The organism is Nonomuraea sp. NPDC003214 (genome assembly GCF_053590035.1).
Map to the genome: position 1 here is coordinate 554,224 of NZ_JBSFSX010000008.1, position 22,653 is coordinate 576,876.

23 protein-coding genes are annotated in these 22,653 nt (G+C 73.9%); 13 read left to right on the top strand and 10 right to left on the bottom strand.

Annotated features, from left to right (window positions below; translation table 11 throughout):
• Position 1: 1 nt before the first annotated feature.
• Positions 2–1,090, bottom strand: a complete 1,089-nt coding sequence (locus ACWDXC_RS27810; protein ID WP_449986557.1) for a HesA/MoeB/ThiF family protein — start codon at positions 1,088–1,090, stop codon at positions 2–4.
• A 266-nt stretch (positions 1,091–1,356) separates the two neighbouring features.
• Here ACWDXC_RS27810 and ACWDXC_RS27815 point away from each other — a divergent pair, with 266 nt between their 5' ends.
• The 3 genes from ACWDXC_RS27815 to ACWDXC_RS27825 are packed head-to-tail and all read left to right on the top strand — an operon-like array spanning position 1,357 to position 5,656.
• On the top strand, positions 1,357–4,263 hold the full coding sequence (locus tag ACWDXC_RS27815; RefSeq protein ID WP_449986559.1) for a BTAD domain-containing putative transcriptional regulator: 2,907 nt from the start codon (positions 1,357–1,359) through the stop codon (positions 4,261–4,263).
• A gap of 41 nt (positions 4,264–4,304) precedes the next feature.
• Positions 4,305–4,865 carry a PadR family transcriptional regulator gene (locus ACWDXC_RS27820; RefSeq protein ID WP_449986561.1) on the top strand — a complete coding sequence of 187 codons (561 nt, stop codon included), beginning with the start codon at positions 4,305–4,307 and terminating at the stop codon, positions 4,863–4,865.
• Positions 4,862–5,656, top strand: coding sequence for an SGNH/GDSL hydrolase family protein (locus ACWDXC_RS27825; protein WP_219504166.1), 795 nt, complete (start codon positions 4,862–4,864; stop codon positions 5,654–5,656). Before ACWDXC_RS27820 ends, ACWDXC_RS27825 begins: the two co-directional genes overlap by 4 nt.
• On the opposite strand, the gene ACWDXC_RS27830 is transcribed toward ACWDXC_RS27825, so the two are convergent.
• The gene (locus ACWDXC_RS27830) at positions 5,631–6,626 is read right to left on the bottom strand and encodes a hypothetical protein (protein WP_449986563.1); all 996 of its coding nucleotides are present in this window, start codon (positions 6,624–6,626) and stop codon (positions 5,631–5,633) included. The genes ACWDXC_RS27825 and ACWDXC_RS27830 overlap by 26 nt on opposite strands.
• Before the next feature lie 121 nt (positions 6,627–6,747).
• Between ACWDXC_RS27830 and ACWDXC_RS27835 the strand changes: the two genes are divergently transcribed.
• Positions 6,748–7,776, top strand: coding sequence for a sensor histidine kinase (locus ACWDXC_RS27835; RefSeq protein ID WP_449986564.1), 1,029 nt, complete (start codon positions 6,748–6,750; stop codon positions 7,774–7,776).
• Positions 7,777–7,853: 77 nt separating this feature from the next.
• Positions 7,854–8,339, top strand: coding sequence for a MarR family winged helix-turn-helix transcriptional regulator (locus tag ACWDXC_RS27840; RefSeq protein ID WP_364171067.1), 486 nt, complete (start codon positions 7,854–7,856; stop codon positions 8,337–8,339).
• Here ACWDXC_RS27840 and ACWDXC_RS27845 read toward each other — a convergent pair.
• Positions 8,315–8,761 (bottom strand): Lrp/AsnC family transcriptional regulator, encoded by a 447-nt coding sequence (locus ACWDXC_RS27845; RefSeq protein ID WP_219504158.1) that lies wholly within the window; start codon positions 8,759–8,761, stop codon positions 8,315–8,317. The two genes, ACWDXC_RS27840 and ACWDXC_RS27845, sit on opposite strands and share 25 nt — an antisense overlap.
• A 106-nt stretch (positions 8,762–8,867) precedes the next feature.
• Between ACWDXC_RS27845 and ACWDXC_RS27850 the strand changes: the two genes are divergently transcribed.
• From ACWDXC_RS27850 to ACWDXC_RS27860, 3 genes are read left to right on the top strand one after another with little or no spacing between them, the layout of a single operon-like run.
• Entirely contained in the window at positions 8,868–9,644 is a 777-nt protein-coding gene (locus tag ACWDXC_RS27850) for an LLM class flavin-dependent oxidoreductase (RefSeq protein WP_449986566.1), read from the top strand.
• Positions 9,641–10,072, top strand: coding sequence for a nucleoside deaminase (locus ACWDXC_RS27855; RefSeq protein WP_364171072.1), 432 nt, complete (start codon positions 9,641–9,643; stop codon positions 10,070–10,072). The genes ACWDXC_RS27850 and ACWDXC_RS27855 overlap by 4 nt, the downstream gene beginning before the upstream one ends.
• Positions 10,073–10,120: 48 nt before the next feature.
• A complete protein-coding gene (locus ACWDXC_RS27860) occupies positions 10,121–10,717 on the top strand; it encodes an NAD(P)H-dependent oxidoreductase (protein ID WP_449986568.1) in 597 nt (198 codons plus the stop codon).
• Between the two features lies 1 nt (position 10,718).
• Here the strand turns inward: ACWDXC_RS27860 and ACWDXC_RS27865 are convergent, their stop codons facing one another.
• Both ACWDXC_RS27865 and ACWDXC_RS27870 read right to left on the bottom strand, forming a co-directional pair.
• A complete protein-coding gene (locus tag ACWDXC_RS27865; RefSeq protein ID WP_246644544.1) occupies positions 10,719–11,426 on the bottom strand; it encodes a sulfotransferase family protein in 708 nt (235 codons plus the stop codon).
• Positions 11,427–11,642: 216 nt separating this feature from the next.
• The gene (locus ACWDXC_RS27870; protein WP_449986570.1) at positions 11,643–13,601 is read right to left on the bottom strand and encodes a heavy metal translocating P-type ATPase; all 1,959 of its coding nucleotides are present in this window, start codon (positions 13,599–13,601) and stop codon (positions 11,643–11,645) included.
• Between the two features lie 66 nt (positions 13,602–13,667).
• On the opposite strand from ACWDXC_RS27870, the gene ACWDXC_RS27875 reads away from it, so the two are divergent.
• The gene (locus tag ACWDXC_RS27875; RefSeq protein WP_449986572.1) at positions 13,668–14,018 is read left to right on the top strand and encodes an ArsR/SmtB family transcription factor; all 351 of its coding nucleotides are present in this window, start codon (positions 13,668–13,670) and stop codon (positions 14,016–14,018) included.
• Between the two features lie 22 nt (positions 14,019–14,040).
• Here the strand turns inward: ACWDXC_RS27875 and ACWDXC_RS27880 are convergent, their stop codons facing one another.
• The 4 genes from ACWDXC_RS27880 to ACWDXC_RS27895 are packed head-to-tail and all read right to left on the bottom strand — an operon-like array spanning position 14,041 to position 17,778.
• Entirely contained in the window at positions 14,041–14,814 is a 774-nt protein-coding gene (locus ACWDXC_RS27880) for an ABC transporter ATP-binding protein (RefSeq protein ID WP_449986574.1), read from the bottom strand.
• A complete protein-coding gene (locus tag ACWDXC_RS27885; RefSeq protein ID WP_449986576.1) occupies positions 14,811–15,779 on the bottom strand; it encodes a FecCD family ABC transporter permease in 969 nt (322 codons plus the stop codon). The genes ACWDXC_RS27880 and ACWDXC_RS27885 overlap by 4 nt, the downstream gene beginning before the upstream one ends.
• Positions 15,776–16,756 (bottom strand): FecCD family ABC transporter permease, encoded by a 981-nt coding sequence (locus ACWDXC_RS27890; protein ID WP_449986578.1) that lies wholly within the window; start codon positions 16,754–16,756, stop codon positions 15,776–15,778. The genes ACWDXC_RS27885 and ACWDXC_RS27890 overlap by 4 nt, the downstream gene beginning before the upstream one ends.
• Complete coding sequence (locus ACWDXC_RS27895) at positions 16,753–17,778, bottom strand: ABC transporter substrate-binding protein (protein WP_449986580.1); 1,026 nt, start codon at positions 17,776–17,778, stop codon at positions 16,753–16,755. The genes ACWDXC_RS27890 and ACWDXC_RS27895 overlap by 4 nt, the downstream gene beginning before the upstream one ends.
• Positions 17,779–17,893: 115 nt before the next feature.
• On the opposite strand from ACWDXC_RS27895, the gene ACWDXC_RS27900 reads away from it, so the two are divergent.
• Together ACWDXC_RS27900 and ACWDXC_RS27905 are read left to right on the top strand one after the other, a co-directional pair.
• A complete protein-coding gene (locus ACWDXC_RS27900) occupies positions 17,894–19,522 on the top strand; it encodes an ABC transporter ATP-binding protein/permease (protein ID WP_449986582.1) in 1,629 nt (542 codons plus the stop codon).
• Entirely contained in the window at positions 19,519–21,171 is a 1,653-nt protein-coding gene (locus tag ACWDXC_RS27905) for an ABC transporter ATP-binding protein (protein WP_449986584.1), read from the top strand. Before ACWDXC_RS27900 ends, ACWDXC_RS27905 begins: the two co-directional genes overlap by 4 nt.
• A gap of 55 nt (positions 21,172–21,226) precedes the next feature.
• Here ACWDXC_RS27905 and ACWDXC_RS27910 read toward each other — a convergent pair whose 3' ends face one another.
• On the bottom strand, positions 21,227–21,625 hold the full coding sequence (locus ACWDXC_RS27910; RefSeq protein WP_449986585.1) for an RNA polymerase sigma factor: 399 nt from the start codon (positions 21,623–21,625) through the stop codon (positions 21,227–21,229).
• 19 nt (positions 21,626–21,644) lie between these two features.
• Here ACWDXC_RS27910 and ACWDXC_RS27915 point away from each other — a divergent pair, with 19 nt between their 5' ends.
• Both ACWDXC_RS27915 and ACWDXC_RS27920 read left to right on the top strand, forming a co-directional pair.
• On the top strand, positions 21,645–22,133 hold the full coding sequence (locus ACWDXC_RS27915; protein WP_449986587.1) for a VOC family protein: 489 nt from the start codon (positions 21,645–21,647) through the stop codon (positions 22,131–22,133).
• A gap of 284 nt (positions 22,134–22,417) precedes the next feature.
• Positions 22,418–22,653: transposase (locus ACWDXC_RS27920; RefSeq protein ID WP_449986589.1), on the top strand; the 236-nt coding region annotated here is incomplete at its 3' end.

Genomic DNA, 22,653 nt, shown 5'->3' on the forward strand with positions numbered 1-22,653 from the left:
CTCACCGCCGCGCCAGCGCGCACGCCGGGCAGTCCGGATCGCGCGGGAACGGCACCCGGACCGAAACGAGCCCGTCACGCAGGTCGAGGACCACCCGCGCCCCCGCCGCGCGCGGCGGCTCGACCCCCGTCAGGTAACGCATCACCTCGTACGCGACCAGCGACCCGACCTGCATCGCCATCGGCCCGGTGAGCCCGTTGGCGAGCTGGAGCCCCCGGGTGAGCCGGTGGGCCACCCCGGCAGAGGTGCGCTCCTCCGGCCCCGGCAGGTCCGACTCGTCGCAGCGCAGGCAGGCGCTGCGGCCCGGGTCGACGGAGAAGTAGATGAGCTGCGTGCGCGTCATCCCGCCCGCGACCAGCGGCACGCCCGCGCGCAGCGCCGCCTCGTTCACCCACAGGTTGGCGTCGGGGGCGCCGTCCAGGCCGCCGGCCATCACGTGCACGCCCTCGGTCAGGTCCTTCAGGTCCTCGGGCCCGGAGATCCACCGGTCCACCGCCCGCACCTCGATGCCGGGGTCGTACTCGCGCACCCACTCGGCCGCGCGCTCCACCTTTGACCGGCCGATGTCGGCGTGGCGGTACAGGAACTGGCGGGCGAAGTTGCGCGGCGCGATGTCGTCGCGGTCCACCAGCGTCAGCGCGCCGACGCCCAGCCCGGCCAGGCACTGCACGAGCGAGGAGCCGCCGCCCCCGGCGCCGAGCACCAGGACGTGCGCCTCGCGCAGCCGCCGGACGAACTCCGCCCGCGACGTGTCGAGCCGGGCGAAGGCGCCGAAGAAGGTCAGATTGGAGAAGTGGCGCTCGTCCGCGCCGGGGTCGCCCAGCCAGCGCCCGGCGGCGTCCTCGACCAGGCCGAGGGAGTCGAGACCGGCCAGCCCGTCGCGTACCTCCTCGGCCGTGACGGTCACGTCCCGCGCCGCCAGCGCGGCGGCCAGCTCCTCCGCGGTCGCCGGCCCGCGGCCGAGCTCGTCCAGGAGCGCCGTGATCCGGCCCTCCGGGTCGGCCAGCGTGAACGCCTCGCGCGGGTCGTGGACCACGATGAGCTCGTCGCCGAGGCGCTCCCAGGCGCATTCCTTCAACATCACTCGCATCGCCGCTCCGGACGCTCGTGGGGATCTCGTCGGCTGTGGAGGACCGGGGGACGGGCGCGCCGCCCCCCGGTCCGCTGAGAGGCGGTGCCTCAGGTCACGAACTGCGTGGCCTTGACGGCCTCGACCTTGCGAACCTCGATCTTCATGGGTGCACCTCCTTCCGGATGTCCTCGATCAAGCTCCTCTTCGGGCCCATAGGATGCCCATAGCGTCGCCATAGCAGGTCCCCCCGTCGGGGTTTCGCTGATCGTGCTCGGGAGGCGGAAGTGGACTTCGCGATCCTCGGTCCCGTCCGGGTCGCCGAAGCGGGAAGGCCGGTGCGACTCACGGGCAAGCCCCGCGCGGTGCTCAGCGTCTTCCTGCTCCACCCGAACACCGTCGTCTCCAGCGACCGGCTGATCGCCTCCGTCTGGGACGAGCCGCCTCGCTCCGCCCTGGCCAACCTGCAGAACTACGTCTCCGTCCTGCGCAAGGCCGCGATCGACGTGGAGACGCAGGAGCAGGGCTACCGGCTGTGCCTGCGCGCCGACCGGCTCGACCTGCTCGCCTTCGACGAGGACGTACGGCGGGCCCGGCTGGAGTCGGCGCGCGGCGACCTGGCCGAGGCCCACCGCCTGTTCGCCAGGGCGCTGCCGCTGTGGCGCGGCCGTCCGGCCGAGGACGTGCCGCTGAGCGGCGAGGTGAGCGCCCGCATCGCCGAGCTGGAAGAGCGTCGGGAGAGCGCCAGGCTCGGCTGGATCGACGTGCGGCTGCGGCTCGGCCTGCACGACGAGCTGGTCGGCGAGCTGACCCCGCTGGTGGAGACGGCCCCGCTCAACGAGCGGCTGTGGCACCGGCTCATGCTGGCGCTGCACCGGTCGGGCCGGCGCGCCGAGGCGCTGGAGGCGTACCGCAGGGCCAGGTCGGTGCTGGTCGCCGAGCTGGGCGTGGAGCCGGGGCAGGAGTTACGCGACGCGCACGCGGCCATCCTGAACGACGCCCCCGTCGAGCCGCCAGGACCGGCGGCGGTGCCGGCGGTGGTGCCGGTGGAGCCGGCCGCGCCGGCGCGGGAGCCCGCGTGGGCGGGCATCTGCCTGCTGCCGGCCGACCTCGCCGGGTTCGTCGGCCGCGAGTCCGAGACGCGCGAGATGATCACCGCGCTGAGTGACGCCGGCGGCGCGGCGCCGGCGATCGTGACCGTGTCCGGCCCGCCGGGCGTCGGCAAGAGCACGCTGGCCGTGCACGTCGCCCACCTGCTGCGCGATCGCTATCCCGACGGGCAGCTGTTCGTCCGGCTGGGCGGCGCGTCGCCGAACCCCCGCGACCCGGCCGACCTGCTCGCCGAGCTGCTGCGGGCGCTCGGCGTGGACCCCGGCATCCTGCCCGCCGCCACCGAGGAGCAGGCGGCGATGTACCGGGCCAGGATCGCCGACCGGGCCGTCCTGGTGCTGCTCGACGACGCGGGCGACGAGACGCAGGTGGAGCCGCTGCTCCCGGGGACGCCCGGGTCGGGGGTCGTCGTCACGTCGCGCGGGCCGCTGCCTACGGTGCCGGGCACGGTCGCGCTCGTCCTGGACGTGCCGCCGCCCGCCGACGCCCGCGACCTGCTGGCCCGGGTGGTGGGCGCCGACCGGCTCGCCGCCGACCCGGAGTCGGCGGAGGCGATCCTGCGTGCCTGCGGGCGGCTGCCGCTCGCGCTGCGCATCGCCGGGGCGCGTCTCGTCACCCGTCCCGCGTGGCCTCCGGCCGAGCTCGCCAGGCGGCTCGCGGACACGTCGGCGCGGCTGAACGAGCTGCACGCGGGGCAGCTCGACGTGCGCGCCACGTTCGCGACGAGCTACGCGTCGCTGTCGCCGCCGGCCAGGCTGGCGTTCCGGCTCCTCGGCGCGGTCGCGGCCGACAGCGTGGCGGCGTGGGCGGTCGCCGCGCTGGCCGGGGCCGGCGTGCGCGAGGTCGACGACTCCCTGGAGGAGCTCGCCGCCGCCGGGCTGATCAGCGCGAGCGACGTCGACGCCGCGAAGCAGACCCGCTACCGCATGCACGACCTGCTGTGGAGCTTCGCCGCCGAGCTCTTCGCGGCCGAGGAGAGCGAGGACGGCCGGGCGGCGGCGCTGGCCCGGCTCACCGCCGAGGCGTGCGCCCGGGTCACCGCCGCCGCGCGTGAGCTGCCGCTCGCCCCCGCCCCGCCGCCGCCCGGCGCCCCGGCGCGCACGCCGCCCTCGCCCGATGACGGCGCCTGGCTGGCGGCGGAGCGCGGCATGCTCGTCGCGCTGGTCGCCGCCGCGGCCCGCGCCGGGCTGGCGTCCGCCGCGGCCGGCCTCGCCCACGCCCTGGCGCCCTTCCTCGTCGTACGCGGCTTCCACGAGGACGCCGTGACGATGCTGGACGCGGCCGTCGAGGCGGCCGGTGCGGCGGGCGACGACGCGGCCGAGACGCGCCTGCGGCTGGTGCGCGCCGACGCCGAGATGGACCGGGGCCGCGCCCATGCCGTGGGCGCGGAGTTCCGCGGGCTGCTGGCGCGCAGCGAGCGGGCGGGGGACCAGCACTCGGCCGCCTACGCGCTGCTGGGCGTCGCCGCCTCGCTGGTCGACGACCTGGAGGCCGCCTTGGACACCGCGGTCCGGGCGGCGGGCCGGTTCCGCGCGCTCGGCGACGCGAACGGGCTGCTGACCGCGTGGACCGAGGTCGCCGTGGTGCAGCTCTACCTGGGCCGCTACGACGAGGCCGCCGCCACCTCCCGGCGGGCGCTGGGCCTGGCCGCCGGTGAGAGCGCCGTCCACCGCGCCCGGTTCCTGCGCTCGCTGGGCGTCGCCTGCCACGAGACGGGCCGGACCGAGGAGGCCGTCGGCCACTACCGGGCGAGCCTCGACCTCAGCCGTGAGCTGCGCTGGAACAACGGCGAGCGGATCGCGCTGCGCCGGCTGGCCGAGGCCGAGGGCGCGCTGGGGCACTTCGGTTCCGCCGAGCGCATGCTCGCCGAGTGCGCCGAGATGTGCGCCCGCGCCGGTGACGAGCTTGGGGAGGCGCTGACCGCCTACACGCTGGGCGACGTGCGCCGCCGCCAGGGGGACGAGCGGGCCGCGCTGGCCCACTTCACCACCTGCCACACCGTGCTGAGCGCGCACCGCGAGCTGATCTGGTCGGCCCGCGCCCGCGAGCAGATCGCCCGCTCCCGGGCCGCGCTCGGGTTATAGTCATATCCATGACTAGTCGCCTTCATGAGTACGGCTGAGCCGTGGCGCTCCGACACGCGGTGCTGGCGGCGCTGCTCGACGGCGAACACAGCGGCTACCAGCTCACCAAGATCTTCGACATCGGCGTCTCCAACTTCTGGTACGCCGCCCCGCAGCAGCTCTACGCCGAGCTGGCCAAGCTGGAGGCCGACGGCCTGGTCACCGGCCGCGAGGTCGTCCAGACCGGCCGCCCCAACAAGCGCGTCTTCAAGGTCACCGAGGCCGGGCTCGCCGAGCTGGCCGCCTTCGCCGCCCGGCCGGCCAAGCCCCTGCTGCTCCGCGACGAGCTGGTCGTCAAGGTGCACGCCGCGGACCTGCTCGACCCGGCCCCGCTGATCGAGCAGCTCCGCGAGCGGGAGCGGGAGGCCGTGGCCAAGCTGGAGATCTTCGAGCAGCTCCTGGCCGGCCTGCGCGGCGACCTGGCCGAGGAGACGTTCCTGCGCGAGGGCGAGCACATCGGCCCCTACCTGTCCGGCCTGGCCGGCTGCCGTTTCGAACGCGAGATGCGCGACTGGTGCCGCGACACCGCGCTGACCCTGGCCGCACGAGTGGAGACGCCATGACCACCTACACGCGCTACGTCGCGCTCGGCGACAGCCAGACCGAGGGCCTGGGCGACGGCGACGACGTCAACGGCCACCGGGGCTGGGCCGACCGCCTCGCCGAGCACCTGGCCGCCGCCGAACCCGGGCTCCACTACGCCAACCTCGCCGTCCGGGGCCGGCTGGCCGGTCAGATCCGCGCCGAGCAGCTTCCCGTCGCGCTGGCGCTCCGCCCCGACCTGGCCACGGTCATGGCGGGCATGAACGACCTCATCCGGCCCGGCTTCGAGGCCGGCCGGGTGGTGGCCGACCTGGAGGCGATGTTCGCCGCGCTCACCGGGGCGGGCGCGCACGTGGTCACCGTGACCTTCCCCGACATCGGCAAGATCGCGCCGATGGCCAGGCGGTTCCGGCCCCGCGTGCTCGACCTCAACGCCCGCATCCGCGAGGCCGCCGCCCGGCACGGGGTCGCGGTGGTCGACACGTTCCCGCTGGAGTTCGTCACGGACGCCCGCATGTGGTGCGTCGACCGCCTGCACGCCAGCCCGGCCGGCCACGCCCGCATCGCCGCCGCCATGGCCCACACGCTGGGGCTGCCCGGCAGCGACGACGCCTGGATGCGACCCCTGCCCGCCCTGCCCGCGCCGGGCCCGTTGCGGGTAGCGGCGGCGGAGGCGCGCTGGCTGGCCACGTTCGCGGGCCCGTGGATCGGCCGCCGCCTGCGCGGCAGGTCCTCCGGCGACGGCCGCACCGCCAAACGCCCCGAACTCCTGCCCTGGGCGACGCCTACGCCACCGGCTCGCCCGTCCTGACCCGCGTGCCGTCGCGCCGCCGCAGGTGGTAGGAGACGGTGGCGGCGGCCAGGGCGGCGCCCCAGACCGGCCAGAAGCACTCCGGCAGCCAGGCGCCCCACTCCTCCAGCGAGAACCGGCCCGCGACCGTCCACCGGATGTAGGACAGCCCCGCCACGGTCACGATGATCGAGACGAATCCGGCGGGGATGACCGCAAGCAGGGGCGGCACCCGCCTGCCGCGCAGCCCGGGGATCCATCTGGGGAAGATCTCCCCCCAGCGCTGGGTCAGCCCGAGTGTGAGCACGCCGCCGAGCGCGCCGAACGTCGCCAGGTAGGCTCCCGCCAGCCACAGCCCGTCCTCGCCCTCGGCCAGGAACTCCGGGCTCACGCCGAGCGGGATGCCCAGCGCCCACGCCCACCGGGTGACGCAGTACACAAGGGGCACGGCCACGGCCACGTACACCGCCGTGCGCCCCCGCTCGGGCGTGAACCAGCGCGCCCGCCCTCGGTCACGGCCGTACGCGAGCGCCGCGGCGGCCAGCAGCAGCCCGCCGAGGACGCAGACGAGCTGGTTGAGCACCGGCCACGGCCAGGCGTCGGCGAAGGTGGCGCCGCCCAGGCTCCAGCCGAAGACGGGGGCGACCAGCAGCAGCGGCGTGTACGCGACGCCCATCATCAGCCGCGAGTCGGGGATCACCAGGACCAGGATCGCGGCGATCGGCCAGGCCAGGAGCAGCGGCGCCCGCCGATCGCCCCGGCGGGTCAGCGCCTCCGCCGTCACCGCGGTGAGCAGGGCGAACGCGGCGATCCACCACCCGAATCGCGGTGTCGTGCCAGCCAGGAGGGACAGCGCCCCGTCGGGGTCGGGATCGGAGGCGCCCCACGGGTAGCCGGGCAGCCCGAGCGCCCACGCCGCGCCGAGCCCGCCGTAGCCGAGCGCCCACAGCGCCGTCGCATGGGCGCGCCAGGCAGGAGTGAAGGATTTCATGTGTTCAGCGTCGCGGCGCGGCGACGGCGCGGACCAGATGCCGTTCGGCACCCTCGGCCACCCGCGCCCGTGCCGAACGGCACCTGCGGCCGGGTCTCCCGGCGGCCGTATCGTCGGTGCGGTGACTCTCCTGTGGATCGCCGTGTCGGCCTCGCTGCTGCTCCCCGTGGCGCTGGTGGCGCTGTCGCGGACGCCGCTCGCCGCGCGGCTGCCGGAGCTGACGTGCGTGGCGGCGGTGGTCTCGCTGGCCGTCACGCTGGCCCAGCTGTACGGCGTCGTGCCGTCCGCGCAGCCCGCCGCCGCCCTCGGGATGGCCGAGAGTCTGGCGTTCATGGTGCTGGCCGGGCTGATCGTCCGGGACGCGCCCGCCCGCCGCGCCGCAGTGGCGGCCCCTGCGGCGGCCCTGGCCGCGGCGACCTGGCTGCTGCGCTTCTTCCAGCCGGCCTCGCCGCTGGAGGCGATGGGCGCGTGCGCGTTCTGGGGGCTGGGCGCGCTCCTCGCCGCCGGCCTGGGCGGCTACCTGCGCCTTCTCGGCGTACGGCAGCGCCGCGCCCTCGACGACACCCGCACCGCGCTCCGGCTGCGGCTGGCCGGGGACCTGCACGACTTCCTCGCCCACGACATCAGCGAGATGGTGGCCCACGCCCAGGCGGGCAGGGTGACGGGCGACCCGGCACGGGCGCTCGAACGCGTCGAGGCGGCGGGGCAGCGCGCCCTGTCGATGCTGGACCGCACGCTCGACATGCTGCACCACGACCGGCCCGCGACCTCAGCCGGCGGCCTGGAGGACATCCGGGATGCGGCCGAGCGCTTCTCCGCCGCCGGTCCCGCCCGGGTGCGCCTGCGCATGGACCCGGCGCTCCCGGTCCCGGCCGACAGCGCGGCGCTGGCGTACCGGATTGTGGTCGAGGGGCTCACCAACGTGCGGCGGCACGCCGCGCGGGCGGGGCGCGTCGACCTGGACGTGAGCGTGAGGGACGGGCTGCTGGAGATCACGATGACCAACGACGGCGTGACGCCGTCGCGGAGCGGGCGGACCGGCGGGGCGGGCCTGCCGGGGCTGGCCGCGCTGGTCGAGGCGCAGGGCGGTGAGCTGGTCTCGCGGGCCGTGCCGGACGGGTGGTCGCTGACCGCGCGGCTGCCGCTGTAGGCTCGGGCTGGCCAGAATCATGTATGTGCATGTATATTTCTGTCCAGCGGTCGAGAAACCAGCACAAGGAGGGGTCGATGACACCCGCAGCCCCCAACGCCCCAGCGGACCCGTCGGTGGCGGAGCTCGCCGCGACCTGGAACCATCTCCTGCTGCTGCACGCCCGGGTGGAGGCCAGGCTCGGCACCGCGTTGCAGCGGCGGCACGGCATCGGCCTGTCGGAGTATCGGGCGCTCGGCCACCTGGCCGCCGCGCCCGACAGCGAGCTGCGCATGCAGGAGCTCGCCGACAAGCTCGGGCTCAACCAGAGCTCGGTGACCCGGCTGGTCGCCCGGCTGAACGCGGCGGAGTTCACGTACCGGGACCTGTGCCCCGATGACAAGCGCGGCGTCTACACGGTCATCACCGAGAGCGGCCGGGTGCGTCACACCGAGGCGAGCCGCACCTACGAGGAGACGCTGAGCGCCGCGCTGGCGGAGGCCGGCGGGGCCGACCCCGGCCTGGCCTCCGCTCTCGCGTCCCTGGGCGACCTGCTCGGTCAGGGACGGTCGGGGCCGCGGTAGGGCAGGGGCCGGCTGTAGACGATGCTCGTGGTCGTGCTGCCGAGGCCGGCCAGCTCGTCCATGAGCGCCTCCAGATGGCTCATGGAGGTCGCGGCCACCTTGAGCGTGTAACAGTCGTCGCCGGTCGTGCGCAGGCACTCCAGGATCTCGCGCCGGTCGGCGAGCAACTGGCGCAGGGGCTGGTGGCGGTTGCCCGGATACTTCAGCCGGACCAGGGCGAGCACCGGGTAGCCGACCTTGTCCAGGTCGACCGCGGCGTGATAGCCGGTGATGACGCCCTGCGCCTCAAGCTGGCGCACCCGTTCGGTGGTGGCCGACGGGCTGAGGTTGACGCGCCGGCCCAGCTCGCTCAGTGAGATGCGGGCTTCCTGCTGGAGCTGGGTGATGATCGCCCAGTCGACCTCGTCAAGCTTCGCGGCCATATGGAGAATCTATCGGTAAATTCCCGGGCTTAGGGGTGAATAGCCGGGAGAAGTCGGTTCCAATGGCGCTGGTGACCGCTATAGCCTCATTTTTATGGAACTTGGGGTGAACGTACCGAACTTCGGGCCCGGCACCGATCCGGGCGTGCTGCGCGAATGGGCGCGCATCGTGGAAGGGCTCGGTTTCGACCTCCTCATGATGTCCGACCACGTGACGATCACCCCGGACGTCGCCGTGCGCTACCCGGAGCCGTTCTACGAGCCGTTCACCACGCTGTCCTGGCTGGCCGGGCTCACCACCACGGTCAAGCTGGGCACCACCGTGCTCATCCTGCCCTACCGGCACCCGCTCCTGGTGTCGCGGATGGCCACCACCCTGAACCAGCTCAGCGAGGGCAGGTTCGTGCTCGGCGTGGGCGTCGGCTGGGCGCGGCAGGAGTTCGAGGCGCTCGGCGTGCCGTTCGCCGAACGCGGCAGGCTGACCGACGACTACCTGGCCACGCTGCGCGACGCCGGGCACACCATCTGGGTCGGCGGCAACAGCGAGGTGGGCGTCCGGCGGGCCGTCAAGAACGGCCACCCCTGGCACCCGCTGCGCGGCACCATGCCCTGGATGGCCTCGGTCGTGGCCGGGCACACCCTGCCGGGCTTCGTCCCCCGCATCGCCCTGCGGCTGACGACCACGCCCGTCGACGACCCGGAACGCCTCGCCGGCGTCGGCACGCTGGAGCAGATCCTCGACGACCTCGACCGGCTCCGGCAGCTCGGCGCCACCAGCGTCGTGCTCGACCCGTACCACGGCGACCCCGAGGAGACCCGCAGCCCGCAGCCGGCGTGGCGGGCACTCACCGCCGTCGCCACCCACTGGAGGAACCGCACATGATCACCGCCGCCGACGAGAAGCTGCTGCGCCGCGCCATCGATCTCGCGGCCCACGCCGTCACCCTGGGCGACGCCCCGTACGGCTCCCTGCTCGCGGGGCCCGGCGGCGAGATCCTGGTCGAGGCCCACAACACCGTGCGGCGCGACAACGACATCAGCGCCCACCCGGAGCTCAAGCTCGCCCGCTGGGCCGCCCGCGAGCTCGACGCCGACACCGCCGCCCGCACCACCATGTACACGAGCTGCCAGCCCTGCGGCATGTGCACCGGCGGCATCGTCCGCTCCGGGCTGGGCCGCGTCGTCTACGCGCTGTCCACCGAACAGCTCGCCGAGCTCAACCCCGGCTCGGGCTGGCCGGAGGTCCAGCAGGACGGCCCGGCGCTGTTCGAAGCCGCCCGCGTCCCCATCGAGACGTACTACCGGCGCTAGCTGTGGGAGACTTTTTCCTCCAATAGCCGCATCTGAATGGGTTCGCGCATGCGCATCGGCGTCTACCTCGCCCACCCGAGGCCTGACAGCTTCAACGGCGCCCTCTTCGACGCCGTCGTGGACGAGCTGCGCGGACGGGGCGCCGACGTCCGCGCGCACGACCTGTACGCGGAAGGCTTCGCCCCGGCGCTGGCCGCCGCCGAGACCGAGACCGTGGCCGACGGCGCCCCGTCCGCCGACGACCTCGTCCAGGCCCACCGGGCCGAGGTCGCCGAACTGGACGCCGTGGTGTTCGTGCACCCGAACTGGTGGGGCATGCCGCCCGCGATGCTGGCCGGATGGGTGCAGCGCGTCCTCGTCCCCGGCGTCGCCTACAAGCTCGGCACCGCCGACGGCGAACCCGCCGGGCTGCTCAAGGCCGGGCGGGCACTGGTGCTCAACACCTCCGACACCCCGGCCGACCGCGAACGCGACGAGTTCGGCGACCCGCTGGAGCGCATCTGGGGGGCCTGCGTGCTGCCCTACGTCGGCGTCGTGGACGTACGCCGCAAGGTCTTCCGCACGGTGACCGGCTCCGACGGACCGCAGCGGGACGCCTGGCTGCGCGAGGCCCGCGAGCTCGCCGCCGCCCTGCTCGACGCCTAGCTCACTCCACAGGGTGGAACGGCAGCCCGACCTTCTCGCCCTTCATCAGCCGCTCGATGGACTCCTCCATCATCTTGCTGTCGTTCAGGTGCGGGAACGGCTCCCCCTCGGGGACGTCCACGCCCAGGAACCGGCAGAGCGGCTCCCACCCCTCCCGCACGTCGAACACCAGCAGCCGCTCCGCCGGCAGGCTCTCCCGCACCGTGACGATGTGCCGCTCGAACGCTGCGATGGTCTCCTTCTCGTCCGGGACCACGCCGAAGGGGCTGTCGCTGCCCAGCCCCTCCCGGATCATCCGCTCGAGCAGCGGGCGCGTGGTCATCATGTTCTCCACGAGACCGGCCATCTCGGGCGCCAGCTTCTCGCTCTGCAAACGCGCCGGCCCGTTGTCGATGAGCGTCCGCATGCTCGCGAACCAGGACTGCGGGTCGCGGACCGTGAGAACCACCTTGGCCTCCGGGTACGCCTCCGCCAGCTCCCGCCAGAAGAACGAGGCCGGCCAGTCCACCGACGACCGGAACCCCTCCAGCACGTACTCCCAGTCCGGGACCGTGTCGTGGCTGGCCAGAGGCGCCCACCGCTTGGCCCGGTCAGAGTTCGACCCCACGTCGAACATGTGATGGCACGGCCCGAACCCGAGCCGCTCCAGTGCCGCCTTCATCGAACTCGTACCGGTGCGCGGGAACCCCGCGCCGATCACGGTCAGCATGCTGCTTCCTCCATGAGGTGTCGGCTGGTCCCGATCATGGTGGTGCAATCCCGAACCTGGCAATCCCCAAAAACCAATACCCACGGCCGGGCGATTTCGCGAGCGAAATGTCTATGGTGACGCTGGTCCGATGCATGATGAATGACAGAGAATCGCGCCTGCCCAATTGCCGCCGGCCCTGCTGACCCGCCTGCTGCCCGTGGCGGAAACGCCTGGCTAGCCCCGGCCGGCCCGTGCCTGGAGCCAGGCCTTTTCACGGAGCAGTCGCAGCCCGTTGAGGCCGACGATGACCGTCGAGCCCTCGTGTCCGGCCACCCCGAGCGGCAGCGGCAGGTCGCCCGTGAGGTCCCAGATGACCAGGCCGGTGATGAAGGCTCCGGCGATGACCAGGTTCTGGACGATCAAGCGCCTGGCCTGGCGGGAGAGGGCCACCGCGGCGGGGATGGCGGCGAGCTCGTCCCGTACCACCACGGCGTCGGCGGTCTCCAGGGCGAGGTCCGATCCGGCGCGGCCCATGGCGATGCCGCTGTGGGCGGCGGCCAGCGCGGGAGCGTCGTTGACGCCGTCGCCGACGACGAGCACCCTGCGGCCGGTGTCCTGCAACTGACGTACGACGCCGACCTTGTCCTGGGGGAGCAGCCCGGCGCGTACGTCGGTGATGCCGACCTGGCCGGCCACGTGGGCGGCGGCGCGGGCGTGGTCGCCGGTGACCAGGACGGGGGCGCTGCCGGTGAGGGCGGTGAGCGAGGCGACGGTGGCGGCGGCGTCGGGCCGGAGGCGGTCGGTGATGCCGAGCACGCCGATCGGCTCGCCGTCGCGGGTGACCAGGACGGTGGTGCGGCCCTGGGCTCTCAGGTCGGCGGTGTCCGGCACGCCCGGCCCGTGCGGCAGGCGGTCGGGGCTGCCGACCGTGATCTCGGCGCCGCCGACCGTGGCGGTCACGCCGAGGCCGGGGGTGGAGGCGAAGTTCTCGGCTCTCGCCACGTCGAGGCCGCGTTCGCGGGCGGCGTCGGTGACGGCGCGGCCGAGTGGGTGTTCGCTGGGGTGTTCGGCCGCGGCGGCCAGCGCGAGCACCTCGTCGGCGGACAGGCCGGCGACCGGGCGGATGTCGGCGACCTGCGGGGCGCCTTCGGTGAGGGTGCCGGTCTTGTCCAGCGCGACGGCGTCGACCTGGCCCAGGCGTTCCATGACGACCGCGGACTTGATCAGTACGCCGTGCCGTCCGGCGTTGGCGATCGCCGACAGCAGCGGCGGCATGGTCGCCAGCACCACGGCGCACGGCGATGCGACGATCATGAACGTCATCGCGCGCAGCAGGGTCGGCTCCAGGTCGGCGCCGAACATGAGCGGCAGCGCGAACAGCGCCACCGTGGCGATGACCATGCCGATGGAGTAGCGCTGTTCGACCTTCTCGATGAACAGCTGGGTCGGCGCCTTGGTCCTCGACGCCTCTTCCACCAGGGCCACGATGCGGGCGATCACCGAGTCCGCCGGGTCCCGTTCGACCCGTACGCGCAGGGCGCCGCTGCCGTTGAGGGTGCCGGCGAACACCTCGTCCCCGGCCTGCTTGGTCACGGGCAGCGGCTCCCCGGTGATGGTGGCCTGGTCGACCTCGCCGGCCCCGTCGAGCACGCGGCCGTCGGCGCCGACGCGCTCGCCGGGCCGGACCAGGATCACGTCGCCGATCGCGAGCCGCTCGGTGGGGACGGTCTCCTCGCCGCCCTCCTCGGTGAGGCGGCTGGCCGTGGTGGGGGCCAGGTCGAGCAGGCTGCGTACGGAGTCCTCGGTGCGCTTGGTGGCGACCGCCTCCAGCGCGCCGGAGGTGGCGAAGATGACGATGAGCAGCGCGCCGTCGAAGACCTGCCCGATCGCGGCGGCGCCGATCGCCGCGGCGACCATGAGCAGGTCCACGTCCAGCCGGGGCTCGCGCAACGCCCGCAGCCCCGCCAGCCCGGGATCCCAGCCGCCGGCGGCGTAGCAGGTCAGGTACAGGGTCCACCACAGCCACGGGGGCGCCCCGGCCAGCTGGCAGAGGCCGCCGGCGGCGAACAGCGCGACGGCGAGGGCGGCCCAGCGCACTTCCGGCAGCGACCACATGCCGGCGCTCCACGGCGTGGCGCGCCAGTGCCCGGGGGCGGGGGTGGCGGCCTGGGCGGCGCTCAGATCGGTAATCACCGGGCCATCGTATATGCGTATATACGCAGACAAGCAAGCAGGGCGGGCTGTGGCTAGGCTGAGACCATGCACACGTCGCTGTCCGGCTTCGACATGCCGTCCGAAGAGCAGGTGCACCTGGCGGCCGAGTCGTTCCGGCTGCTGTCGGACCCCACCCGCATCAAGATCCTGTGGGCGCTCCTCCAGGGCGAGTCGTCGGTCGCCTGCCTGGCCGAGCTCGCCGACGCCGCCCCCACCGCCGTCAGCCAGCACCTGGCCAAGCTCCGCCTGGCCGGCCTGGTCAAGGGACGCAGGGAAGGCACGTTCGTCTACTACACCGCCGCCGACGAGCACGTACGCCGCCTGCTCGCCCAGGGCCTCTACCACGCCGACCGCATCGACCGCGGCGAGGACCACGAGCTGATACGCGAGGAATAGCGGACCCCGGCCAGGGCGGTGGTCAGAGGGCGGCGTCGAGCAGGCAGCGGGGCGAGCCGTGCAGCTCGTCCGTGACCACCCGTCCGGCCACGCCGAACACGTCGGCCAGGAGCTCCGGCGTGATCACGTGTGCCGGCTCGCCGTCGGCGTGGACCCGGCCCTCGTGGAGCGCGACGACGCGTTCGGCGAAGCGGGCCGCATGGTCCAGCTCGTGCAGGACGGTCACGACCGTGAGCCCGCGGACCTCGCGCAGGGTGCGGACGAGTTCGAGGACCTCCAGCTGATGGCGGATGTCCAGATGGGCGGTCGGCTCGTCCAGGAGCAAGATGCCGGTGTCCTGGGCCACGGCGAGCGCCAGCCGGACACGCTGGCGTTCGCCGCCGGACAGCGTGTCGAGGACGCGGTCGGCGAGATGGGCGACCCCGGCCAGCTCCAGCGCCTCGTCCATGGAGTCCGACTCCCGCAGCAGGCCGAGCGGCCCCTGGTGGGGGTAGCGGCCCTGGCGGACGAGCTGGCGGACGGTCAGCGCGGGCACGGGCGGCAGGCTCTGGTGCAGCACCGCGAGCCGCTGGGCCACCTGCCGGCGCGACAGCGACGTCAGCTCCGCGCCGCCGAGCAGGATGCGGCCGGACGACGGTTTGACCAGGCCCGCGATCAGGCGCAGCAGCGTGCTCTTACCGCAGCCGTTGACGCCGACCAGGGCCACGAACTCGCCGGGCTCGACGGTGAGGTCGACGCCGGTCAGGACGGGGCGGGTGGCGTACGAGAAGTGCAGGTCCTCGACCTTGATGCTCATTGCGATCTTCCCAGTCTGATCAGGACGGCGGCGCCGGCCAGGGCGGTGATCACGCCGGTCGGGACGCCGAGCCGGTGCGTGCCGTCGAGGAGGTGCCCGGCGAGCTGGGCGAGGCTGTCGGCGCCCGCCAGGGCGACGGCGCCGACGACGGCGACGATGGGGACGCGCCCGCCCAGCCTGCGCGCGACGTGCGGAGCGGCCAGGCCGACGAACGCGATCGCCCCCGACAGGCTGGCCGCGCCGGCGGTCAGGGCGATGGCCACGGTGAGCGCGACGGCCCGGCCGAGGCCGGGACGCAGGCCGAGCGAGGCAGCGTGGTCGTCACCGGGTGACAGGACGGCCAGCAGGCCCGAGCAGGCCCACGCCACGGCGACGCCCCCGGCGATCCACCAGGAGACGAAGGCCAGGTGCTCCCACACCCGTCCCTCGACCGAGCCGATCAGCCAGCGCAGCGCGTTGCCGAACCTGCTCGGCTGGTAGGCCAGCAGCATCGTGGTCAGCCCGGCCAGCAGCGCACTGCCGAGCAGGCCGTGCACCACCAGGTTGGCCGGGTCGCGGCCGGCCGACAGCAGCCAGGTGAGCCCGCCGCCCAGCGCGCCTCCGGCCAGGGCGGCGAGCAGCGCCCCCGCGGCGGAGTCGGCGGGGAACAGGCCGAGCGTGAGCCCGCCGAGGATGCCGAGCACCGCGCCGGGGTTCACGCCGGAGAACTCGGGCGCGGCCAGCGCGTTGCGCAGCGTCGCCTGGAGCACGTACCCGGCGACGCCCAGGGCGGCGCCGGTGAGCAGGGCGGTGAGCAGCCTCGGCACGCCGAGCTCCCACACGATCTTCTCGGCCTGGCTGTCGGCGGCGCCGTCGAGCAGGCCGGAGATCGCGCCGGGCGGCTGGCCGGAGACGAGCAGGTGCGTGGCCGCGACCACCAGCAGCAGGGCCGCCGCCACGACGACCCGCGCGGGCCTCGTCGTCATGCGGCCGCCCGCCTGCGCAGCAGGGCGGCTCCGGCCAGCACGCCGGCCAGCGCCGTCCACGCCCCGAGCGGAGTCTCCACCGGGTCGAACGCCAGCCGCGCGGCCAGGTCGGCCGTCAAGGTGATCAGCGCTCCGAGCGCGGCCGACCACGGGAGCCAGCCCCGGGCTCCCGCGTGCGGGCGCAACCGCCTGGCCAGCACCGGTGCCAGGAACCCGACCCAGGCGATCGGGCCGCACGGCCCCGTCACCGCCCCGATCAGCAGGGTGGACACCGCGAGCACCCCGAGCCGGGCGAGGCCGACCCGGCTGCCGAGCGAGGCGGCCGCGTCGTCACCGAGGCGCAGCAGGCCGAGCGCGGGCACGCACAGCACGACGAGGGGGAGCGCGACGGCGAACCACGGCAGCGTCTCCGAGGTCTGCTCCCACATCAGGCCGGACAGGCTGCCGACGAGATAGCGGAAGAGCATGTCGTACTGGAGCCGGTCGGCGGTGGCCATCACGGCCAGCAGCAGCGCCTGGATGCCGGTCGACACCGCCGCGCCGATCAGCAGGACGCCGCCCGCGCTGCGGCCCGACCTGGCGGCGGCCAGCGTGACGAGCCCGCCGAGCGCCGCGCCGATCAGGCCCGCCAGCGGGTACAGCGACGGCGGCACGGGCAGCGCCCAGATCACGCACACGCTGACCGCCAGCGCGGCCCCGGTCGAGACGCCGAGCATCTCGGGCACGGCGAGCGGGTTCCGCAGCGACTCCTGGAGCAGGAGCCCGGCGGCGCCGATCGCCGCGCCGCCCACCAGGCCGATCAGCACGCGGGGCACGCGCAGCTCCCAGACCACGAGGTGCGCGATCGACTCCGGGGACGTCGTGAGCAGGTCCTGCGGGGCCACGAACGGCGTGCCCAGGCAGAGGCCGGCCAGCGCCGCGACGGCGAGGCCGAGCCCGGTGACGATCGCCGGGCGTCCGCCGAGCGCAGCGCTCACCCGGCGGCCCTGGCGAGCGCCTCGTCGAGGATGATGCCGAACGCCCTGGTGCCCCGGCCGGACGCCCACAACTCGGTCGGCACCTCGAACACCCTGCCTGCCGACACGGCGGGAACGCGCTTCCACACCGGGTTGTCCTTGTAGTGGTCGCTGACCTTGGTGCCGAACGACTGGATGAAGATGACCTGAGGGGCCTTGGCCAGGATCTCCTCGATGCTGTAGGCCTGCGCGGTCTCGAAGCCGCCGCCCTTGCTGGGCCAGGGGTAGGCGAAGAACTGCGACAGGAAATGCCCCAGTACGTCCTCGGTGGTGTTGACGCCTACCGAGGTGCCCCCGTACATCGCCAGGACCGGCGTCCGGTCCAGCCCCGCCGCCTTGGCCCGGGCGGCTCCGTCGGTGAGCTTGGCGCGGAAGCGGCTCTCAGCCTCGGCCTGCTGCTGCCCTCGGCCGGTGAGCTGGGCGAGCGCGCGCAGGTAGCCGATGGAGTCGTCGTACGACTTCACCTGGACCACCCACAGCGGCGCGAACTTCTCCACGGCGGTCCTGAGCTGGTCGTGCACCCCGGCCAGGCCGATCACCAGGTCCGGCTTCGCCTCGGCGATCTTCGCGACGTCCTCGCCGCCGAAGCTGCCGGGGATGACGGGGACGCCGGCGCCCTTCGTGCCCAGGTAGTCAGAGCGGGAGAGCAGGGCGGGCGTGGTCGTGGCCACGGGGGTCAGGCCCAGCTCGACCAGGGCGTCGTCGCACAGCCCGGTCAGGCACACGACGCGCTCGGGCTTCTTCTTCAGCGTGAACGTCCCGCCGTGCGGGTCGGTGACGGTCAGCGCGGCGCTGACCGGGGCGACCGGGGCGACCGGGGCGACCGGGGCGGCGGCGGTGGCCTTGGGGGACGCCGTGGCGCCTGGACGGGGGTCGCTCTGGCCGCAGGACGCCACCAGGACGAGCGGGATCAGGGCGAGGAGTGAGCGCCTCAGCGCGGGCCGGGCGCGATGCCGGCCGAGGGGGAGAGCGCCGCGGCGCATGGAGCCTCCAGGAGTGAAAATCATTGTCGTCTCTAGACGATGAAAATAGTTATCATTTACGCTCGCTTCCCATCAAGTCGGCACAACGTGCCTCAGTGACCCGGAAGGACAGCGCGTGATCGTTCATCGCCGGCTGCTGCAACTGGCCGGCAGCGTGAGAGGGCCGATCGCGGCCTGCGTGGCCCTCGGCCTGGCGGTCAGCGCCGCGTACGTGACCCAGGCGGTCCTGCTCGCCGCCGCCCTGGCAGCCTTCGTACGCGGGGACGTCCCGGCCGCGGTGGGCCTGCTGGCCTGGACCTTCGCGGTGATCGCGGCGCGGGCGGCACTCCTGTGGGCCAGGGAGGCGGTGACCGTGTGGGCGGGCGGGCTGATCAAGGCCAGGCTGCGCGACCGGCTCATCGTCCACCTGGGCAGGCTGGGTCCCGCGCACCTGTCCGGCGCCCGTACCGGGAACGTGCAGACCACGCTGGTCGACGGCGTGGAAGGGCTCGACCCGTACTTCAGCCGCTACCTTCCGCAGGTCGTGGTCACCTTCTGCGTGCCGGTGGCGCTGGTCGGCTGGCTGTTCACGGTCGACGCGGCAGCGGCCGCGGTCCTGGCTGTCGCCGTGGCCGGGGTCCTGGTCGTGCCCAGGTTCTGGGACGCGACCCTGCTGCGCCGGGGGCGTGGCCGGTGGGCCGCGTTCGCCGCGCTGGCCTCGGACTACCTGGAGGCGATGCAGGGCATGGCGACGCTGCGGGCGTTCGGGGCGGTCGCCGCCCTGGGGGCGCGGCTGGCCGGGCGGGCTCACGACCTGTACCTGACCACCATGCGCCAGCTCAGGATCTCCCTTGTGGAGACCGGGATCAGCGCGTTCTTCGTGCAGGCGGGCACCGCTGCGGCCGTCCTCGCCGCGACGGCCTCGGGCAGCGCGTGGGAGGTGTTCGCGGTGCTGGTGATCGCCGTCGAGTGCTTCCGGCCGGTGAGGAACCTCTCCGACGCCTGGCACGCCGGATATCTCGGGATAACGGCGGTCGACGGCATCGAGGCGCTGCTGGCGGCCTCCCCGGCCGTCGAGGACCGGGGGACGCGGCGGGACTTCCCCGCGCCGCCCGCCATCACGTTCGAGGACGTCAGCTTCACCTATCCGGGCGCCGGACGCCCCGCCGTCCGCGGCGTCGGCCTCACCGTCGAGCCCGGCCGCACCGTCGCCCTGGTCGGCCCGTCCGGCGCGGGCAAGAGCACGCTGGCCGCCCTGCTCCAGCGGCACCACGACCCCGACCAGGGGCGGATCAGCATCGGCGGGGTCGACATACGCGACCTCACCCTCGACGCGCTGCGCGGCGGCGTCGCCGTCGTGGCGCAGGACACCTACCTCTTCCACGGCACGGTGGCCGAGAACCTGCGCCTGGCCAGGCCCGACGCCACCGACGAGGAACTGGTCGCCGCCGCCAGGACGGCCGCCGCCCACGACTTCATCACCGAACTGCCCGCCGGCTACGACACGCCGCTGGGGGAGCGCGGGGCGACGCTGTCGGGCGGGCAGCGGCAGCGCCTGTCCATCGCGCGGGCCCTGCTGGCCGACGCCCCGGTCCTGGTGCTCGACGAGGCCACCTCACACGTGGACGCGCGTACCGAGCAGGCCCTGGCGCAGGTGCGCGAGGGCCGCACCTGCCTGATGATCGCCCACCGTCCCGACACCATCCGGCAGGCCGACCACGTGGTCACCCTGGAGAACGGCACCATCCTGGAGAGCGTGGCATGACCCCGTCCATCCGCTGGCTCGCCGGCGCCGTCGGCGCGCACCGCCGGGCCTTCCTCTCCACCCTGGCCGCGAACCTGATCGGGCAGCTCGCCGTGCTCGGCGCGGCCGTGACCGGCGCCTGGCTGGCCGGCCGGGCGATCTCCGGCCAGAGCGCGCCCCTCGACCTGGCCGGCGCCGTGCTCGGCGGGCTCGTCGTGGTCGCCACGCTGGCCGCCTGGTGGGAGACCTACGTCGCGCACGACCTGGCGTACCTGGTGCTGGCCAGGCTCCGGGGTCAGGTGTACGACGCGGTCGCCAGGATCACCCCCGCCCGCCTGCTGGGCCGCCGCAGCGGCGACCTGTCCGCCGCCGCGCTGTCGGACATCGAGACCCTGGAATGGCTGTTCGCGCACACCCTGGCGCAGCTCATCACGGCGGGCACGGTGCTGACGGCCGGGACCGTGGCCGCGGCGATGATCGACCCCCTGCTCCTGGCCGTCTCGCTCCCGCTGGCCGCGTGCGTGCTCGCCGTGCCGCTCTGGCTGCGCAGGACCTCCCGCAGGCACGGCGACGAACTGCGGGCCGCCACCGCCGAGCTGACGTCCGACGTGGTCGACACCGTCCAGGGCATGCGCGAGCTCACCGCCTTCCGCGCGCTCGACCGCCGCAGGGACCTGCTGGCCCGCAAGACCCGCCGGCTGGCCCGCGCCCAGGCGGCGAACGCGGCCCGCGGCGGGCTGGAGGCGGCGCTCACCGACCTGCTCCTCGCCGTCGCGGCAGCGGGGACGCTGCTCCTGGTCGTCACCGTCATCCGGACCCCCGCCCACGCCCCGCTCGCCATGATCCTCGCCGCCAGCTCGCTGGGCCCGGCCGCCCAGGTGGCGCTGCTGCTCAAGGAGTACGGCACGCTGCGCGCGGCCGCCGACCGGGTGCACACGCTGGTCACCGCACCCGCCAACGTGCCCCCGCCGCAGGAGCCGCGCGAGGTCGCCGCCCGGCCGGACGTGGTCTTCGAGAACGTACGGTTCCGCTACACGCCCGACGGGCCCGACGTGCTGCGCGGAGTGTCGTTCCGCATCCCGTACGGCACGACCGTCGCCCTGGTCGGCGCGTCGGGGGCGGGCAAGTCCACCTGCGTGTCACTGCTGCTGCGCCACTGGGACCCGGACGACGGGCGCATCCTGGTCGGCGGCGTGCCCCTGCCGAACATCGCCGAGCCGCACCGGCACGTCACGGTGGTGCCCCAGGACGTGCACCTGTTCGCCGGCACGATCGGGCAGAACGTACGACTCGGCGCGCCCGACGCCGACGTGGCCGCGGCGCTGCGCACCGCCCAGCTCGCCGTCGACCCGGAGCTTCCCGTCGGGGAACGGGGCGTCACGCTCTCCGGCGGCCAGCGCGCCAGGGTGGCGGTCGCCCGGGCGCTGGCCACGCGGGCCCCGGTGCTCGTCCTGGACGAGGCGGTGGCCAACCTCGACCCCGAGAACGAGGCCCGCCTCACCGAGGCGCTCCGGCGAGCCGCCGCGGGCCGGGCCACGCTCGTCATCGCCCACCGGCTCTCCACCATCCGGGAAGCCGACCACATCGTGCTGCTGGAGGAGGGACGCGTCGCCGCCGAAGGCCCCTACGACCAGCTCAGCGAGAGGCTGTCCCAGCTGTTCGCCCGATAGCCGTGGAAGAAGAAACGACCTTCGAAGGAACAGGGGAGGAAAGCGAATCGATTTCTCATCTTGCGAGGGTCAATGGCATCAGGCAAGAAACTCGCGGCAGCAATCCTGGCAGGCACGCTGAGCGCGGGACACCGGCGGCCGCGGCGGCCACGGCGGCCACGGAGGCGACGACCCGGTTGTCGTGCCGCTCCACGACCGGCGCGGGATCCAGCCGGGCCGGCGCCTTGTAGCGCCGGGCCTCCTTGTGGCGATGCCGGACCACCAGGTTCGTGGCGAAGCCGAACAGCCAGGGCCACAGGCCGCCTCGTTCCAGGTCGAACCGGTCACGCAAGTCGAACGCCAGCAGAAACGTCTCCGCCGTGATGTCCTCGGCCGCCTGGCCGCCCAGGCGGGCCGTTACGGCGGTGGGCCGCTCGTTTGAACCGGGGCGACAGGTGCAGAGGACCCGTCCCATCACGAGGAGGCGTGTTCGATTGACCGGACAGGACGTCAGACCCACGCTGTGCCAGGTGGTGCTCGACTGCACCGACGCCAGAGCCCTGGCGGAGTTCTACCGCCACCTGCTCGGCCTGGTCTACCGGCCGGGCGACGAGCCGCCCGAGACGGGCGGTGACGACGAGCGGGGCCGCGACTGGCTGGTGCTGCGAACCCCCGAGGGCGCTCCGCAACTCGCCTTCCAGCAGGTCGAGCGACTCCCCGAGCCGACCTGGCCCCACGACGGGATCCCCCAGCAACTGCACCTGGACCTGACCGTGACCTCGGTCGAGGACCTGCTGGCCCAGCACGAACGCGTCCTGCGCCTCGGCGGCCGGCTGCTGCTGGACCGCGCCGACGACCCCGAGGAGCCGCTCCACGTGTACGCCGACCCGGCCGGCCACCCGTTCTGCGTCTTCGTCTCACACCGCGCCGCCCAGGCGAGCCCGGAGGAACGAGACCGAGACCGAGACCGGCCTGCGCTCTGAGCCGTGAACCGGCCCGTAAACGCAGTGATCGCCCAAGCTGAGCTTGGACGATCATGTACGAAAGTGTGTCCGAGGGGGGACACCGCCGATACGTACATGCCCTTCAATGCCTCCACCACTCTCGTTCTCCCTGATGGGACGGGGTGAACAGCGATGGCGGCAAGCACTCTCGCGGTTCGTCGCATTCAGCGGACGACCATCGCCGGCGTTGCCTTCCTAGGCCGTGTCCGTTAGATCTTGTCGTTCGGCTGAGATCGATCACCAGGCTGGGTTGCAATGGTCATATGGTCCGTCGTCATGAGCTGACCGACGCCGTGTGGATGCGGATCGAGCCGTTGCTCCCCGCCCAGCCCCGGCAAGGCCGCCGGTGGCTGAACCACCGGACCGTCTTGAACGGGATCCTGTGGAAGCTGGCCACCGGGGCTCCCTGGCGGGACCTGCCCGAGCGGTACGGCAACTGGAAGAGCGTCTACGAGCGCTACCGGCGCTGGGCAGCCGACGGCACCTTCGACGCCCTGCT

What these genes read in the sequence shown, in the direction of transcription:
- ACWDXC_RS27865 (WP_246644544.1), bottom strand. Translation starts at nt 11,426, where the DNA reads ATGCTGACCGTGATCGGCGCGGGGTTCCCGCGCACCGGTACGAGTTCG.
- ACWDXC_RS27840 (WP_364171067.1), top strand. Translation starts at nt 7,854, where the DNA reads ATGACACCCGCAGCCCCCAACGCCCCAGCGGACCCGTCGGTGGCGGAG.
- ACWDXC_RS27810 (WP_449986557.1), bottom strand. Translation starts at nt 1,090, where the DNA reads ATGCGAGTGATGTTGAAGGAATGCGCCTGGGAGCGCCTCGGCGACGAG.
- ACWDXC_RS27875 (WP_449986572.1), top strand. Translation starts at nt 13,668, where the DNA reads ATGCACACGTCGCTGTCCGGCTTCGACATGCCGTCCGAAGAGCAGGTG.
- ACWDXC_RS27895 (WP_449986580.1), bottom strand. Translation starts at nt 17,778, where the DNA reads ATGCGCCGCGGCGCTCTCCCCCTCGGCCGGCATCGCGCCCGGCCCGCG.
- ACWDXC_RS27845 (WP_219504158.1), bottom strand. Translation starts at nt 8,761, where the DNA reads ATGGCCGCGAAGCTTGACGAGGTCGACTGGGCGATCATCACCCAGCTC.
- ACWDXC_RS27910 (WP_449986585.1), bottom strand. Translation starts at nt 21,625, where the DNA reads ATGGGACGGGTCCTCTGCACCTGTCGCCCCGGTTCAAACGAGCGGCCC.
- ACWDXC_RS27830 (WP_449986563.1), bottom strand. Translation starts at nt 6,626, where the DNA reads ATGAAATCCTTCACTCCTGCCTGGCGCGCCCATGCGACGGCGCTGTGG.
- ACWDXC_RS27855 (WP_364171072.1), top strand. Translation starts at nt 9,641, where the DNA reads ATGATCACCGCCGCCGACGAGAAGCTGCTGCGCCGCGCCATCGATCTC.
- ACWDXC_RS27905 (WP_449986584.1), top strand. Translation starts at nt 19,519, where the DNA reads ATGACCCCGTCCATCCGCTGGCTCGCCGGCGCCGTCGGCGCGCACCGC.
- ACWDXC_RS27885 (WP_449986576.1), bottom strand. Translation starts at nt 15,779, where the DNA reads ATGACGACGAGGCCCGCGCGGGTCGTCGTGGCGGCGGCCCTGCTGCTG.
- ACWDXC_RS27880 (WP_449986574.1), bottom strand. Translation starts at nt 14,814, where the DNA reads ATGAGCATCAAGGTCGAGGACCTGCACTTCTCGTACGCCACCCGCCCC.
- ACWDXC_RS27860 (WP_449986568.1), top strand. Translation starts at nt 10,121, where the DNA reads ATGCGCATCGGCGTCTACCTCGCCCACCCGAGGCCTGACAGCTTCAAC.
- ACWDXC_RS27825 (WP_219504166.1), top strand. Translation starts at nt 4,862, where the DNA reads ATGACCACCTACACGCGCTACGTCGCGCTCGGCGACAGCCAGACCGAG.